At 65.1% G+C, this 16,420-nt stretch carries 11 protein-coding genes; all 11 read left to right on the top strand.

Features of this window, described 5'->3' with window-relative positions; all coding sequences use genetic code 11:
* The first annotated feature begins 3 nt into the window (after nt 1-3).
* The 11 genes from tssF to tssM are packed head-to-tail and all read left to right on the top strand — an operon-like array spanning nt 4 to nt 16,377.
* Entirely contained in the window at nt 4-1,770 is a 1,767-nt protein-coding gene (gene tssF / locus KW825_RS01310) for a type VI secretion system baseplate subunit TssF (RefSeq protein ID WP_042653489.1), read from the top strand.
* Nucleotides 1,734-2,732, top strand: coding sequence for a type VI secretion system baseplate subunit TssG (gene tssG, locus KW825_RS01305; RefSeq protein WP_218327961.1), 999 nt, complete (start codon nt 1,734-1,736; stop codon nt 2,730-2,732). Before tssF ends, tssG begins: the two co-directional genes overlap by 37 nt.
* A gap of 2 nt (nt 2,733-2,734) precedes the next feature.
* Entirely contained in the window at nt 2,735-3,970 is a 1,236-nt protein-coding gene (gene tagH / locus KW825_RS01300) for a type VI secretion system-associated FHA domain protein TagH (RefSeq protein ID WP_042653490.1), read from the top strand.
* Nucleotides 3,970-4,485: a type VI secretion system lipoprotein TssJ gene (tssJ, locus tag KW825_RS01295; protein ID WP_163156594.1), complete on the top strand. Its 516-nt coding sequence runs from the start codon at nt 3,970-3,972 to the stop codon at nt 4,483-4,485. The genes tagH and tssJ overlap by 1 nt, the downstream gene beginning before the upstream one ends.
* Before the next feature lie 2 nt (nt 4,486-4,487).
* The gene (tssK, locus tag KW825_RS01290; RefSeq protein WP_218327960.1) at nt 4,488-5,822 is read left to right on the top strand and encodes a type VI secretion system baseplate subunit TssK; all 1,335 of its coding nucleotides are present in this window, start codon (nt 4,488-4,490) and stop codon (nt 5,820-5,822) included.
* A 23-nt stretch (nt 5,823-5,845) separates the two neighbouring features.
* Nucleotides 5,846-6,625: a type IVB secretion system protein IcmH/DotU gene (icmH, locus tag KW825_RS01285; protein WP_218327959.1), complete on the top strand. Its 780-nt coding sequence runs from the start codon at nt 5,846-5,848 to the stop codon at nt 6,623-6,625.
* A gap of 20 nt (nt 6,626-6,645) precedes the next feature.
* On the top strand, nt 6,646-9,273 hold the full coding sequence (tssH, locus tag KW825_RS01280; protein ID WP_218327958.1) for a type VI secretion system ATPase TssH: 2,628 nt from the start codon (nt 6,646-6,648) through the stop codon (nt 9,271-9,273).
* 2 nt (nt 9,274-9,275) lie between these two features.
* Nucleotides 9,276-10,814, top strand: a complete 1,539-nt coding sequence (locus KW825_RS01275) for a sigma-54-dependent Fis family transcriptional regulator (RefSeq protein ID WP_218327957.1) — start codon at nt 9,276-9,278, stop codon at nt 10,812-10,814.
* Nucleotides 10,814-11,419, top strand: coding sequence for a type VI secretion system-associated protein VasI (vasI, locus tag KW825_RS01270; RefSeq protein WP_218327956.1), 606 nt, complete (start codon nt 10,814-10,816; stop codon nt 11,417-11,419). Before KW825_RS01275 ends, vasI begins: the two co-directional genes overlap by 1 nt.
* Before the next feature lie 8 nt (nt 11,420-11,427).
* Nucleotides 11,428-12,849: a type VI secretion system protein TssA gene (gene tssA, locus KW825_RS01265; RefSeq protein WP_218327955.1), complete on the top strand. Its 1,422-nt coding sequence runs from the start codon at nt 11,428-11,430 to the stop codon at nt 12,847-12,849.
* A gap of 30 nt (nt 12,850-12,879) precedes the next feature.
* Entirely contained in the window at nt 12,880-16,377 is a 3,498-nt protein-coding gene (tssM, locus tag KW825_RS01260; RefSeq protein WP_218328154.1) for a type VI secretion system membrane subunit TssM, read from the top strand.
* The last annotated feature ends 43 nt before the right edge of the window (nt 16,378-16,420 follow it).

The raw sequence follows: 16,420 nt of genomic DNA, 5'->3' as shown, positions 1-16,420 counted from the left end.
TCAATGTCGCTGGAACATTACTTCAGGGATGAACTGGCATTTTTGCGCCTGCAAGGGCGCGAATTTGCCGATGCCTATCCCGAACTCACCCGTTTCCTGTCGGAGCAAAATACCGATCCGGACGTGGAGCGCCTGCTGGAAGGCTTCGCGTTTCTCACCGGCAATCTGCGCGCTAAGATCGAGGATGAGTTCCCCGAGCTGACCCACGGTCTGCTCAATATGCTCTGGCCCAACTATTTGCGCCCCGTGCCCAGCATGACCATCATGCAGTTCTCGGTCATTCCGGGTGCCATCACCCAGCCGGCGCTGGTCAAGCAGGGTTGTCAACTCGACAGCCTGCCCATCGACGAGGTGACCTGTCACTTCCAGACCAGCCACGATGCCTGGATCTACCCGGCCGATATCCGCCATATCGCCTCCCAGAGTGGCAACGATCTCTCCACCATCTCGCTGGATATCGCCCTGCATGCCCCCTTGCCGCTAAGCGAGCTGCAGCTGGACAAGCTGCGTTTCTTCCTCGGTGGCGACAGCTATACCGCCTATGAGCTCTATTTCTGGCTCTCCAACCAGCTCTCTCATATCGAGCTGGAGATCGACGGCAAGCGCTTTCGCCAGGAGGCCAAGGCACTCAAGCCCATCGGCTTCGAGCGCGACGATGCCCTGCTGCCCTATCCGAACAACGTCTATTCCGGCTACCGGATCCTGCAGGAGTATTTCTGCTTCCCGGAGAGCTTCCTGTTCTTCGAGCTCTCCGGCGGTGACTGGCCAAAGCAACCCCTGCCAGTCAGCGAATTCAAGATCCACTTCTGTTTCGACCGACCCCTGCCGGCGGAGCTCAAGATCCGGCCCGATTCCTTCATGCTCAACTGCGTGCCGGCCATCAACCTGTTCCAGCACGACAGTGAGCCGGTCAACCTCAACGGCCGCCAGGCCGAGTACCCCCTCAAGGCGAGTTACCGCCACGCGGACAGCTTCGAGATCTTCTCGGTCGACGAGGTCGAAGGCTGGGTGGAGGGCAACCTGGGCCGCTCCCGCGGCACGCCACGCATCTATCAGCCGTTCGAGAGTTTCCAGCACCAGATCGAGCGGGCCAAGCACCGCCTGGCGCTCTACTACCGGGTGCGGGTCAGGGAGGCGGTCAGTGGCGACGGCTTCGAGCATCAGCTCTCCTTCGTGCGGGGGGACGAGACCACCACCGTCGATCTCGATGAATCCATCTCGGTCACCCTGACCTGCACCAACCGTTCCCGCGCCGCCGCCCTCAAGGTCGGCAACATCTGCGTGCCGACCGGCAGTTCGCCCTCGTTTGCTACCTTCCGCAATCTGATCCGGCCGACCCGGCCATTGCGCCCGGCACTGGATGGCAGCCTGCACTGGACCCTCATCTCCAACCTGTCCCTCAACTATGTCTCCCTGCTGCGTCGCGATGCCCTGGTGCAGGTGCTGCGCACCTATGACTTCCCGGCGCTGCACGACAAGCAGGCCGAGCAGGCCTCGCGCAAGCGGCTGGCGGGGATCGAGGAGATCGAGACCACCCCGGTCGACCGGCTGGTGCGCGGCATGCCGGTGCGCGGACTCAAGTCTGTGCTCTCCATCCGCCAGTCCGCCTTTGGCAGCGAGGGGGAGCTCTACCTGTTCAGCACAGTGCTGGCTCACTTCTTCTCGCTGTATGCCAGCGTCAATGCCTTCCACCTGCTTGAGGTGGTCAATCTCGACAACAAGGAGCGTTACCAGTGGCCAGTCCAGATCGGTCAGCACTCCCTGATGTGACGTCCGCCAGGGACGCCCCCCGCTTCAATTTCTTCCAGCTGGTCGAGTTGCTCAACCGGCTGGACGGCACCGATCAGGAGCGGGGGCTCGATCATCTGCCGGGCGATGAAGGGATCCGCTTCAAGGCGACCGCCTCCCTCGGCTTCCCCACCAGCGACGTGCTGCAGATAGGCAAGGATGGCAAGGGGCGTCATGAGCTGGAGGTGGCCTTCCTCGGCCTGCACGGCAGTCAGTCTCCCATGCCCGGCTACTACCTGGACTCGCTGGCCTGGGAGTACGCCCAGGGCGAGCAGAAGCTTGGCCTGTTTCTGGACTTCTTCCACCACCGTCTGCTGACCCTGCTGCACCGGATCTGGCGCAAGTACCGCTACCACGTGCGCTTTCAGGACAACGGTGAGGATGGATTCTCCCGCCTGATGTTCGCCCTGGTGGGGCTGGGTAACGAGGCGGTCTGCCGCAGTCTGCCGGTCAACCGCGCCAAGATGCTCTCCTACGCCGGCATGCTGGCCAGCCCCAGCCGCTCCCCCGAGGTGGTGGCCGGCCTGGTGGCGCACTGTTTCGATCTGGCGGATGTGACGGTCAGCGCCTGGCAGTGGCGCCGGGTGTCCATCCATCAGGATCAGCAGAACCGGCTGGGCAGCGCCTGCGCCACTTTGGGGGATGACTTCGTCATCGGCGACAAGGTGAACGATTGTGCGGGCAAATTTTTATTGAAGATCAACAACCTGAGTTTTGGGCAGTTTCTCGGGTTTCTCCCGAACGGAGAGCATTTCCACGCCCTGGTGACCTTTGTCTCCTTCATCCTGCGCGACCAATTGGCCTGGGATCTGCGGCTTGGCTTCGGCCAGGAGCAGGCCAAAGGGCTGAGGTTGGGGGAGGTGCAGAGTGCGCGCCTGGGCTGGAGTACCTTTCTCGGTCAGCCGCCGAGTGAGCCGTTCGTGACCATTTGTGTGCAGGAGTGAATGTGGACGACTTTAACCAGCAACTTTCCCTGGTGGTGCTCAACAGCGAGCAGCTCGATGGCAACCAGCAGGTGCAATACCGCTTCGATGAGATGGGCGGCTCCCTCGGGGCCTCCGAACAGGATGACTGGCAGCTGCGCGACCGATTGGGGGCGGTTATGCCGGCCCACGCCCGAGTCGAGCTCCATGACGGTCGCTTCTGTCTGTGCGATCTGAGCGGTCAGACCTATATCAACGGTGCGACCTCGCCCATAGGGCGGGCCCGCAAGGTGCATCTGGAGCAGGGGGACGAGCTGATCGTCGGTCCGTTCCGGCTGCGCGCCTACCTGGGGGCCATCTCGGCCGAGCAGAGCCTGCAGCAGGTGCTGGGCAACCGTCCCTCCGAGCAGCTGGACGAGTGGCTGAGCGGGGAGGCGCATCGGCCGAGCCAGGACGATCCGCGCGCCCTGGCCGTCGATCCCTTGCTGGCGCTGCAGCATGAGCGCAACCCCCTGACCCCGCTGGTCGATCCCCGTCGCCAGAGCGACTTCCACCCGCAACCGGATATGGAACATCCGTCCCTGTCCCCCTTTTCTGCCGTCGAGGACACCATGAACCAAGAATTTCTGGATATGCCCACCATCGAGAACCATCCCGATTACGCCCATCCGCTGGAGGGGGTCGATCACGTCGCACTGACGCCCTTGATGCGCGGGCTGGGTCAGCCGTTGCAGTTGCAAGATACCCAGCAGGCCCACGACATGCTCGAAGAGATGGGCAAGACGGTACGCGCCATGGTGGAAGGCTTACTGAAACTGCAAAGCGATCAGGCTGCGCTGGCGGACCGGCACCTGCGTCCCATCGAGGACAACCCGCTGCGGCTCGGGCTCGACTATGACGAGACCCTGGCGGTGATGTTTGCCGAGCAGAAGAGCCCGGTGCACCTGACCGCCCCGGCGGCGGTGGCCGAGAGCCTGCGCAACGTGCGTATCCATCACGTCGCGAATCAGCAGGCCATAGGCGCGGCGCTCGACAGCATACTGCAGGCCTTCTCGCCGGATGCGCTGCTCGGCCGCTTCGAGCACTACCGCCGCACCGGTACCCCGGGCATGGCCGACGAGGGCTGGGCCTGGAACATGTACCAGCACTACTACCGCGAGCTCACCTCTGCCCGCCAGCAAGGGTTCGACAAGCTGTTCCATCAGGTCTATGCCCAGGCATACGACCAGGCCGTGCGTCAGCAACAGGGACTGATTTGATGATACGTGCGCTGATGCTGGGGGCCTGTCTGTTGGCCCTGGCAGCTTGTACCACCATGGGCAAGATGGCCGATGTGGCCATGGATCCGGATATCCAGGTGGGCAGTAATGACGATCAACCCTCGACTCTGGGGCTGAGCCTGCTGGCCGAGCCGGACGTCAATCCCAACGGCAGCGGGGAGGCGGCACCGATCGAGTTCCAGGTGCTGCTGCTGGCCGAAGACTCCAAGCTGCTCGCCACCGATTACGACCAGGTGACCGAGGACGTGGAGAAGGCCCTTGGCAAGAACTACCTGGATCATCAGGACTACACCCTGCTGCCGGGCCAGTTCAAGTACCTGCCCCCCATCAAGCTCGACGAGAAGACCCGCTACATCGGGGTGATCGCCCGCTATGCCGATCCCGACAGCGCCGAGTGGCGCAAGGTCATCAAGGTCAAGAGCCTGGGCCGAGCCTATCAAATTCTGGTTCATCTGCGTCTGGATGAAGTAGAGCTGCAACAAGAAGAAGAATAACCATGTCGAGTCGAAATCGGGTTATCTGGCGTGAGGGGCTGTTTATCAAGCCCCAGCACTTCCAGCAACAACAAAGACATTCGGAGTACGCGCTGCACGCTCGCCTGAGTGCGCTCAGCGACTATTTCTACGGGCTGCAGACGCTCGTCATCAACGAGGATTACCTGGGGTTCGGCCGCATCGCCCTGGTGGGGGCCACCGGCATCCTGCCCGATGGCACCGTCTTCAATATTCCGAACGACGATGTGCTGCCGACTCCCCTCGAGATCACCGACGCCTCGGTGGCGAACCAGAAGGTCTATCTGGCGCTGCCGCTCTCGGTGAGCGGGGTCAACGAGGTCAACCAGGGTGGCCAGGTCGCCACCCGGCTGCAGGCCCATCGCCACGATGTGCGGGATCTGCACAGCGAAGGGGGGGACGTGGTCTCCCTCGAGGTGGGACGGGTCAGCTTGAGGTTGATGCTGGAGCGTGAGGATCGCAGCGCCTACGCGTCGCTGGCCATCGCCCGCATCCTGGACAAGCGTCCGGACGGCGGCCTGGTGCTGGACCCCAACTTCATGCCCTGCAGCATCAGCGTGTCGGCCATCCCGACCCTCAAGCGCTTCCTCGGCGAGTCGGCGGGTCTGGTGGCCGAGCGGGCGCGCAGCCTCTCCCAACGCATCGCCGCCCCCGGTCAGCAGGGGGTCGCCGATGTGGCCGAGTTCATGATGCTGCAACTGCTCAACCGGGCCCAGCCCCAGCTGTCCCACCTCTCGCGTCTCGGCACCCTGCACCCGGAGCGGTTGCACGAGGCGCTGGTGCAGCTGTGCGGCGAGCTGATGACCTTCACCGATGAGTCCCGCCTGCCGCCGGAGTTTGTCGCCTATCGTCACGACGATCAGCAGGTGAGTTTCGAGCCGGTGATACTGGCCCTGCGCCAGGCCCTCAGCACTGTGTTGTCGCCGCGCGCCGTCTCCATCCAGCTGCGCAAGCACCAGTACGGCGTCATGGTGGCCGTGGTGGGGGAGAGCGAGCTGATGCAAAGCGCCGACTTCGTGCTGGCGGTGCGAGCCCGCATGCCCCAGGAGCAGTTGCGCAAGCAGTTGCTGCAGCAGACCAAGGTGGCCTCCAGCGACAAGATCCGCGAGCTCATCAGCCTGCAACTGCCTGGCATTCCGCTGCTGCCGCTGCCGGTGGCGCCGCGCCAGCTGCCCTATCACGCCGGTTACAGCTACTTCCAGCTCGACAGGCAGAGCCCGGCCTGGCAGATGCTGGCGGTGGGCAACACGCTCGCCTTCCACATTGCCGGCGATTTCCCCGAGCTGGATATGCAGCTCTGGGCCATCCGTAGCCAGTGATCGCACCAAGGAAACAAGCAGAGATGACCACGGACATTATCAAGAACGAGCAACTCAGCGATCTGCTGTTCGATCATGCCGAGCAGCTGGACATGGATTCGGACTATTGGTTCCGCCTGCGCGGCCAGAGCATCAACCCCATGATCGATGCGGTGACCCCCTTGCTGGGGCTGGTGCAGCGGGTACGCCTGCTCTCCCGCCACGATCGGGTGCCCGAGCTCTACCAGCGGGTGGTGACCGAGATCCAGGCCATAGAGCAGGAGCTGATGGCCCAGGGTTACGAGAACGGAGTGGTGCTCTCGTTTCGCTACATACTGTGCACCTTCATCGACGAGGCCGTGATGGGCCGCGATTGGGGCAGCCAGAGCGAATGGTCGGAGCACTCATTGCTGACCCGTTTCCACAACGAGACCTGGGGCGGGGAGAAGGTGTTCGTGCTGCTGGCCCGCCTGCAGGAAGACCCGGTGCGCTATCGCGACATCCTGGAGTTCATCTATCTGTGCCTCTGCCTCGGCTTCGAGGGGCGCTACAAGGTGATGAGCCAGGGCCAGGGTGAATTCGAGCGCATCGTCAAGCAGTTGCACAAGCAGCTCTCCCCCGAGGTGAGCGGGGAGGCACCCAGCGTGTTTCACCTGGACCTTGGCCGTCAGGCCTCCCGCTACCAACTGCGCAAGCAGATATCCCTGCGCAGCCTGTTCATGGGCGGCGCCCTGATCCTGGCCATCATCTTTGGCCTCTATCACCACCAACTCAATAACCAGACCCAGGACGTGCTGCGTCAACTGGGCGAATTATTAAAATAACTGTCTGAGGAGAGCACGCCTTGATTCGTATAGAGCTACCGATACTGGTGGAAAGACTGAACCCCATCTGTCGTCACATGCTGGAGGAGGCTGCGGCCCTCTGCGTCAACCATCAGGGGGCCGAGATCCGCATCGAGCACCTGCTGCTGAAGATGCTGGATACTCCCTTGTCCGATGTGCGCCAGATCCTCAAGCGGGCCGAGGTGGAGGTCGAGGAGCTCAAGACCTTGCTGCAACCCTCCCATGCCGACAGCGGCTATGACCAGGGTTATCCCTCCTTCTCGCCGCTGTTGGTGGAGTGGCTGCAAGACAGCTGGCTGCTGGCCTCCGCCGAGCTGCAACATGCCCAGCTGCGCAGCGGCGTCATGCTGCTGGTGCTGCTGATGACCCCCCAGCGTTACCTGCCAGGTTCGGTGACCCGGCTGCTGGCCAACGTCAACCGCGAGCTGCTGCGCCAGCAGTTCGATGAGTGGGTGAAAGAGTCTGCCGAGACCCAGGTGACCGTCTCCGCCGGTGGCACCGCCAGCCAGGGCGCCCTGCCGGCCGATGCCAGCCTGCTGGCCCGTTTCACCGTCAACGTGACCGAGCAGGCCCGTCAGGGCAGCCTGGATCCGGTGCTGTGCCGGGATCACGAGATCGATCTGATGATCGACATCCTCTCCCGCCGTCGCAAGAACAACCCCATCGTCGTGGGGGAGGCCGGGGTCGGCAAGAGCGCCCTCATCGAGGGGCTGGCGCTGCGCATAGTGGCGGATCAGGTGCCCGAGAAGCTGCGAAGCGTCGAGCTGATGACGCTCGACCTTGGCGCCATGCAGGCCGGCGCCTCGGTCAAGGGGGAGTTCGAGAAACGCTTCAAGGGGGTGATGCAGGAGGTGAAAGACGCGGTGCGTCCGGTCATCCTGTTCATCGACGAGGCCCACACCCTGATCGGGGCCGGCAATCAGGCCGGCGGGCTGGATGTCTCCAACCTGATCAAACCCGCCCTGGCCCGGGGTGAGCTGCGCACCATAGCCGCCACCACCTGGGGCGAGTACAAGAAATACGTGGAGAAAGATGCCGCCCTGTCGCGCCGCTTCCAGCTGGTGAAGGTGGGTGAGCCCTCGGCCTCTGAGGCGACCGTGATCCTGCGTGGCCTGCGCAGCATCTACGAGAAGGCCCACGGGGTGCTGATCGACGAGGGGGCGCTGCAGGCCGCCGCCCAGCTCTCCGCCCGCTACATCTCCGGCCGGCAGCTGCCGGACAAGGCGATCGACGTGCTCGATACCGCCTGTGCCCGGGTCGCCATCAACCTGACCACGCCGCCGCGCGCCGTCAGCCATTTGCAAAACGAGCTGCGCCAGCGTGAGCTGGAGATCCGCCAGCTGGAGCGCCAGAGCCTGATCGGCCTGGGTGACAACGTCGAGCGGCTGGCCGAGCTGCAGGCCGCCCAGCAGCGCTGCCGCGAGACCCTGCGCGAGCAGGAATCCCAGTGGCAGCAACAGCAGGGGCTGGTACAGCAGATCGTCGAGCTGCGCGCCGCCCTGCTGGCCGAAGAACAGGGCGAGGCGCTGGACCTTGCCGATGCGCCGCTGGATCCCCTGGCCGCCGCCGAGGCGCTGGCCGGGCTCGAGCGCGAGCTGGCCGCCCTGCAGCAGGGGGCCGTGCTGGTCTCGGCCCACGTCGACAAGACCCAGGTCGCGGCGGTGATCGCCGAGTGGACCGGGGTGCCCCTAAATCGCATCTCCCAGGGGGAGCTGGACGTGGTGACCCGGCTGCCGGAGTACCTCGGCTCCCTCATCAAGGGGCAGGATGTGGCGGTGGCTCATCTGCACAAGCACCTGCTGACCGCCCGCGCCGACTTGCGCCGTCCGGGTCGCCCTCTTGGCGCCTTCCTGCTGGTGGGGCCGAGCGGGGTCGGCAAGACCGAGACCGTGTTGCAGATTGCGGAGCTGATGTTCGGCGGGCGCCAGTACCTCACCACCATCAACATGTCCGAGTATCAGGAGAAGCACACCGTCTCCCGCCTGATCGGGTCTCCTCCCGGCTATGTCGGCTTCGGTGAAGGTGGCGTGCTGACCGAGGCCATTCGTCAGAAGCCTTACTCAGTGGTGCTGCTGGACGAGGTGGAGAAGGCCCACCCGGACGTGCTGAACCTCTTCTACCAGGCGTTCGACAAGGGCGAGCTGGCGGACGGGGAAGGGCGTCTCATCGACTGCAAGAACGTGGTGTTCTTCCTCACCTCCAACCTCGGCTTCCAGACCATAGTCGATCATGCGCAGCAGCCAGAGGCGCTGCTCGATGCGCTCTACCCCGAGCTGGCTGCCTTCTTCAAGCCGGCGCTGCTGGCGCGGATGGAGGTGATCCCCTACCTGCCGCTCGGTCACGACAGCCTGATCGAGATCGTGGGAGGCAAGCTCGACCGGCTGGTCAAGCTGCTCAAGGAGCGTTTTGGTGCCGAGGTGGTGCTGGAGGACGAGGTGGCCGAAGAGATACTGCGCCGCGCCAATCGCAGCGAGAACGGGGCCCGCATGCTGGAATCCGTCATCGACGGGGCCCTGCTGCCACCGGTGTCGCTGCAGTTGCTGCAACGGCTGGCCGCCGGTGAACCCATCAGCCGGGTGCGATTCAGCGTGGCCGAACAGCAGTTCGTGGCCGAGGTGGAGGGCTGAACATGGAACAAGCCCTCGCCTTCGCCCTCGCCTTGACGCAGCAGCGTGACGAGCCGCACTTGTGCCACTGGTGGGCCTCGACCCTGCATGCCAGCTTCCAGCCCAAGGGGCTCCTGCTCGGCCTGCTGGATGTGAGCGGTCGCCAGCTGGAGTGTCAGGGCTGGGTCAAGGGGCAGGCCGTGTCGCTGGCGCTGGCGGTGGATGATTTCTCCCACCCGCTGGCCTATGTGCTGCACAAGGCCCAGTCCCGCACCTGGGACTCCCTCCATGGCGGGGCGCGCATCGAGCACGCCGCCTTTCGCGCACTGTTGGCCAACCTCGGCCAGCAGTGCGGCCTGCACGCCTTCCCCCTCAACGATGGCAATGGCAAGCCGTTCGCCGTGCTGGCCATGATGGACGATGCCGAGCGGCTGCAGGAGTGGGTGACCCGTCCCGAGCTGGCCCAGTTGTCCCAGGTGTTTTGCAACCAGCTCACCCTCATCCGCGATCTGGGCCGCAGTCGTCGGGATCAGAGCGTGCTGCGCGACTCCCTGCGTCAGATGAAGGGGGAGGGGCAGATCAAGCGCCAATACGAGAAGCTGCTGGCCGATCAGCTGATCGGTCAGTCGGCGGTGATCCGCGGGTTGCGCGAACAGATAAGCCTGGCGGGTCAGCACAAGCTGACCGTGCTTATCCAGGGGGAGACCGGCAGTGGCAAGGAGGTGGTCGCCCGGCTGGTGCATCAATGCTCAGATCGTGCCGGCAAACCCTTCGTCGCCATCAACTGCGCCGCCATCCCGGAGAACCTGATCGAGAGCGAGCTGTTCGGTTATCAGAAGGGGGCCTTCTCCGGCGCCCTGTCCAACAAGGCCGGGCTGGTGGCCCAGGCCAACGGCGGCACCCTGTTCCTGGATGAGGTGGGCGACATGCCCGCCGCCATGCAGGCCAAGCTGCTGCGGGTGCTCGAGACCCGCAGCTACCGGCCGCTCGGCGCCGAGCAGGAGAGCCACTCCGATTTTCGCCTCATCGCCGCGACCCATCAGCCCCTCAGTCGTCACGTGGAGGAGGGCCAGTTCCGGGCCGATCTCTATCACCGCCTCTGCCAGTGCCTGCTGCTGATCGCCCCCCTGCGCGAGCACATGGATGACGTGCCCATGCTGTGCCAGCACTTCATGGCCCAGTTTGCCGAGCAGGATAGCAAGGCGCTCGGCGGCTTGCATCGCAAGTTCCTGAAGCAGCTGCAGAGCTATGACTTCCCCGGCAACGTGCGCGAGCTGCGCAACCTCTTGGAGGTGGCCTGCGCCCACACCCGCCACGGCGAGGAGGTGCTGCTGGAGGCGTTGCCCCCCGAGCTTAGGGAGCGGGTCTGCGTCGAGCTGCCGGGCTATCTCGACGACTACAACCATATCCGGGATCTGCGCCGCGCCATGCAGCAGTACGAGGCCTCGGTCATCGAGGCCAGGCTGCGCCATTTCCAGGGTAACCGGATGCTGGTGGCCGAGAGTCTGAACATTCCCAAGCGCACCCTGGATCACAAGTGCCAGAAACTGGAGGTGAACTGATGAGCGTCCTTGGCCTCTTGCCGCTGCTGCTGGCCGCCGGCAGTGCGGCGCCGCAGCCGGACATGAGCGGCTGGCAGCAGTGCCGGCGCGAGCCATCCCCGCTGATCCGACTGGCCTGCTACGACGCCCTCGGCGGCGCTGCCGACTCGGTGCCGGACGGCGGGGTGGCCAAGTCTGCCGCCTGGCAGGGGATCTGGGATCAGGAGCTGGCCCGCACTCCCGAAAGCCCGCCCTTCCTGCTGCAAAGCGATCCCGCTCGTGGCAGCGAGACCCTGACCCGCCCGGCCCTGCGCGGGGCGACGCTGGCCATAGGTTGTGTCGACAGCATCACCCACATCCGGCTGCGGCTGGATGCGCCCTGGGTCGGCGAGGGAGTGCAGCTTGAGCTCGACGGCTCGCCCAGCAACAGCGCCCAGAGCTGGTTCATCCGGGATCGGGGACTGCTGCTGGAATACGGCCGCGGCCTGCCGGCCATCGAGGAGCTCAAGCGCTGGTTGGGCCATCGCGAGCTGCAGGTGCGGGCCGACAACGGCGCCCTGCTGCGGGTCGACTTGAGCGGCCTGAAAGAGGCGCTGGCCCCGCTGCGTCAGCAGTGTCGCTGGTAGGGGGCGCCATGAGCTATCGACACCCCTGGTGTGCCCGCCTGCTGAGCAGCCTGCCGGATGAACAGATAAGAGGCGCCGTGCTGGCCGATGAGCCGCGCTGGGACTATGTGGAGACCGAGCTGGTCAAGCTGGGATCCTTGGCCCACAGCCAGGTGGATCTCAACGCGGTGGCGGAGGCCTGCCTCGGCCTGCTGGAGAGCCGCACCAAGGACATGCGGGTGCTGGCCCAGCTGCTGCGCTGCCTGCAACACCCGGCCAAGGCGACCCCCATGGGGGCCGCGCTCAGCCTGCTAGAGGCCTGGGTCAGCGCCTATTGGCTCTTGGCCTGGCCCGGTAACGGGAGCCAGAAACAGCGGCTGATGGTGCAGATCGTCAAGCGTTTCGAGGGCGCCCTGCCACGGGTGAGCGAGGGCGCCTCGGCGGCCGAGCTGGCCCAGTTGCTGGCCCAGGCCGAGCAGCTGGAAGCCTGCTGGCTGGCCCAGTGCCCGGACAAGGGCGAGCTGCTCGATCCCCTGCTGATGGGGCTGAAGCGGGCCCAGCGCCAGCAGGTGGCCCAGGCACAGGCCGATCGGGGCGAGCCCTCTGGCGCGGCGATCGCTCATGCCAACCAGATTGCCGCGAGTGGCACCATGGTGCTCAGCGGCGGCGCCAAGAGCGCTGGCATCGAGCTCGACAGCTCCAACGACAGGGCCTGGCGGCAGACCCAGCTCAAGGTTGCCGAGTTGCTGATCGAGCGGCAGCCGGAGGCGGCGGTGGGCTATCGCCTGCGTCGCCACGCCATCTGGGCCGGGATCACCACACCCCCCATGAGCGGCCCGGGCAATAAAACCCAGCTGGCGCCCATGTCGGTGGACATGGTGGACGAATACCGCGCCGCCATGACCGCCCCGGATCTGGCGCTCTGGCAGCGGATCGAGCAGAGCCTGACCCTGGCGCCCTACTGGTTCGAGGGGCATCGCCTCTCGGCCCAGGTGGCGGACAAGCTCGGGTTTGGCGCGCCGGCCCAGGCCATCGCCCAGGAGCTCGAGAGCTTCTTGCAGCGGCTGCCTGCCCTGCGGGATCTCGGCTTCAGCGATGGCAGCCCCTTTCTCACCCCGGAGTGCGGCCGCTGGCTGCAACCCGCCAGGGGCGGGGCGGCGGGCGAGGGGGCGTCCAGCCTGGCAGAAGAGATAGCCCAGCGGCACGGGGAGCAGGGGGTGGCCGCGGCCCTGGCCCTGCTCGATGAACGGATGGCGCAGTTGAAAGAGCCAAGAGCCCGCTTCCATGCCCAGTTGGTGCAGGCGGAGCTGTTGGCGCAGGAAGGCATGAATTCGCTGGCTCGCCAGCACTATCAACACTTGTGGCAAGAGGCCAGTCGCCTTGGATTGGCGCAATGGGAACCTGGATTGGTCAGCCGTCTGGAACACCAGGCGGCCCCGCTGTCGAAATGAGTCATTGAGTCGGAGTTGAATCACAATCTTATGTTCAAGACCATCTTTACCTTTCTGCGGCAACAGCTGCCGAAATTGAAACCCTCCTGGCCCCTGCTCGGCGCGGTGCTCTGGGTCGTCGCCCTGATCCTGGTGTGGTGGCTCGGCCCCCGCCTCGAGATCCGGGAGGCCAAGCCGCTCGAGCCGCTGTGGGGCCGGGTGGTATTCACCCTGCTGTGGCTCTGGCTGCTGCTGGGCATCCTCTCCTGGCGCATGTGGCGCAAGATGCAGCAGCTCAAGGCCGAGCGCCAGCACGAGGTCGTGCTGGAGCAGGATCCGGTGAAGGGGCTGCTCGATCGGCAGGCGCTGTTCCTCGGCCGCTGGTTGCAGGCACTCAACGAGCACCTGGGCAAGGGGGCGCTCTACGCCATGCCCTGGTACCTGGTGCTGGGCTTGCCCGGCAGCGGCAAGAGCAGCCTGATCCACCGCGCCAACCCGGCCAACAAGCTCAACCCCAGGCTCGACACCGAGCTGCGGGACGTGGCGCAGGATCAGCTGATCGACTGCTGGCTGGGGGAACAGGCGGTGATGCTGGATCCCGCCGGTGAGCTGCTGTCTCAATCCGAACCCGAGCTGGACCCGCTGGCGCGCAAGCACGAGCGGCTCTGGCTGCACCTGCTGAACTGGCTCAGTGAACACCGTCGCCGCCAGCCCCTCAACGGCCTGGTGCTGACCGTGGATCTGGCCTGGCTCTCCCACGCCAGCGTGGCCGAGCGCAAGGCCTATGCCCAGCTGATGCGCTCCCGCCTGCAGGAGGTGTCGGCCACCATGAACACCCGCTTGCCGCTCTATGTCACCTTCACCAAGCTGGATCTGCTGCGTGGTTTCGATGTGGTGTATGAGCAGCTCGACAAGGAGGCCCGCGAGGCCGTGCTGGGGGTGACCTTCAACCCGACCGACGGCCAGGGCGACAGCTGGCAGCAGGAGCTGGCTCTGTTCTGGGATCAGTGGGTCGACAACCTCAACCAGAACCTGCCCGAGCTGATGTTGGCCAGGCTGGATGCCGCCCAGCGCAACGCCCTGTTCTCCTTCGTGCGCCAGCTGGCGGGGCTGAAGGACTATGTGACCAGCCTGCTCGACGAAACCCTGGCCATCGAGGAGAGCAAGCCGCTGCTGGTGCGTGGCGTCTACATCAGCTCCGTCTACCAGCAGGGGGTGCCGTTTGATGCGTTCGCCCAGGCGGCCTCCCGCCGCTACAACCTGCCTGAGCCCATTTACTCGGCCCTGCGCGGGGAGTCCAACACCTATTTCGTGCGCAAGCTGTTCTCCTCCATCATCTTCCCCGAGGCTCATCTGGCTGGGGAGAACCGGCTGCATACCCTCTATCGCCGTCGTCGCATGGCCATCGGCCTTGGGTGCCTGTCGCTGTTCTCGGCGCTCCTCATCGGCGGTTGGCACCACTTCTATCGGGTCAACGAAGAGGCCGGTCGCAACGTGTTGACCAAGGCGCAGGCCTTCACCCAGACCAACGAGCTGGCCGACGAGCACGCCTTCGGGGTGAGCCAGCTGCCACGGCTGAACCTGATTCGCGAGGCGACCCTCTCCTTCGGCAACTACCGCGAGCGTACCCCGCTGGTGGCGGATCTCGGCCTCTATCAGGGGGACGAGATCGGCCCCTATGTGGAAGGCTCCTATCTGCAACTGCTGAGCCTGCGCTTCCTGCCCGCCCAGATGCAGGGGCTGCTGGAGGATCTCGAACAAGCACCGGCCGGCAGCGAGGAGAAGCTCTCCATCCTGCGGGTGATGCGGATGCTGGACGATGCCTCGGGTCGCAACAAGGATCTGGTGGAGCAGTACATGGCGAGCCGCTGGCAGCAGGCCTTCCCGGGCCAGGGGGCGGTGCAGGAGCAGTTGATGGGTCACCTCGACTATGCCCTCGATCACACCGACTGGTACGGCGCCCGGGGGGCGCGGGATCAGGCCGCCATCACCGCCTTCGTGCCGTTCAAGGAGTCGGTCTATGGCGCCCAGCGCGAGCTTGGCAAGTTGCCCATGTATCAGCGGGTCTACCAGAACCTGGTGGTGAAGGCGGGTGACGTGTTGCCGCCGGATCTCAACGTGCGCGACGAGGTGGGGCCGACCTTCGACACCGTCTTCACCCTGCGCAGTGAGAATGCCGGCCAGGTGCCGCGTCTGCTCACTTATCCCGGGTTCAGCGACTTCTTCCTCAAGCAGGACAAGGCGCTGATCGACTTGACCGCCATGGATGCCTGGGTGCTGGGCCAGCGCAAGCTGAGTCAGCTGAGCGAGGCCGACCGCAAGGAGATCACCCGTCAGGTCAACGAGCGTTATGTCACCGATTACGTCAACCAGTGGCAAAAACTGCTCACCAACCTGGACGTGCAACCCCTCGAGAGCCCGGAGCAGGCGCTGGACGTGCTGACCGCCATCACCGGCAACGATCAGCCGTTCCAGCGGGTGCTGGCGGCGCTCGATGACAACACCCGGATCCGCAAGCTCTCCGACGTGGAAGGGGATCCGGCCCAGGCCATCACAGCCCGCATCGGGCGTCCCTTCCTGGCCACCAATGCCGCCCTCGGCGGGCGTGGCGAGCAGGGCCCGCTCATCCAGGAGGTCAACCAGAAGCTGGTGGAGTTGCAGCACTATCTGGAGCTCATCGTCAACGCCACCGAGCCGGGTCAGTCGGCGCTCAAGGCGGTCCAGCTGCGGCTGACCAACAAGTATGCCGATCCTGTGTTCGCCCTGCAGCAGTACGCCCGTGGCCTGCCGGCCCCGCTGGATCGCTGGGTGGGACAGCTCTCCGATCAGAGTTCGCGGCTGGTGATCGATCTCGCCATGTCGTCCCTCAATCAGGAGTGGCAGGACAAGGTGCTGGCGCCGTTCAACAGCCAGCTAGCCGGCCGCTATCCGTTCGAACCCGGCTCCGCCAAGGATGTGCCCCTGTCCGAGATGGAGCGCTTCTTCGCACCGAACGGCACCCTGGACAGCTTCTATCAGCTCAATCTCAAGCCCATGGTGGAGAGCGGCCTGATGGAAGGGGAGTTCAGCTCGCCGATGCAGGCAGAGCTGGTGAAGCAGCTCGACCGCGCGGCGCGCATCCGCCAGATCTTCTTCAGCCAGCAGGGCAACCTGGAGGTGCAGTTCGCCCTCGAGCCCATCGAGCTCACCGCCAACAAGCGGCGCAGCGTGCTGAACCTGGACGGCCAGCTGCTGGAATACGCCCACGGCCGGCGCACCAAGATCCCGCTGGTGTGGCCCAACACCATGCGTGACGGTGCCGAGAGCAAGATCACCCTGGTGCCGGCGGCCCGGGAGCGCTCGCCGCGCAGCGAAGGCTTCGTCGGACCCTGGGCCATGTTCCGGCTGATGGACAAGGGCGAGCTGACCCAGGTCAACGAGGCCACCTTCGATGTGCGCTTCCCGGTGGATCAGGGGGCCATGACCTATCGCGTCTATACCGACAGCGCGCAGAACCCCTTCACCGGCGGCCTGTTCAGCCAGTTCAGATTGCCTGAATCCCTTTATTGATGATGTCGGGGGCACCTTGTGCCCCCGCAGTGTTGGAAGCCCA

The sequence above is a fragment of the Aeromonas sp. sif2433 genome, assembly GCF_019218705.1.
Taxonomy (GTDB): Bacteria; Pseudomonadota; Gammaproteobacteria; order Enterobacterales; family Aeromonadaceae; genus Aeromonas; species Aeromonas encheleia.
Note: the sequence above shows the minus strand (reverse complement) of the source record. Positions and strands in the feature narration are given on the sequence as shown.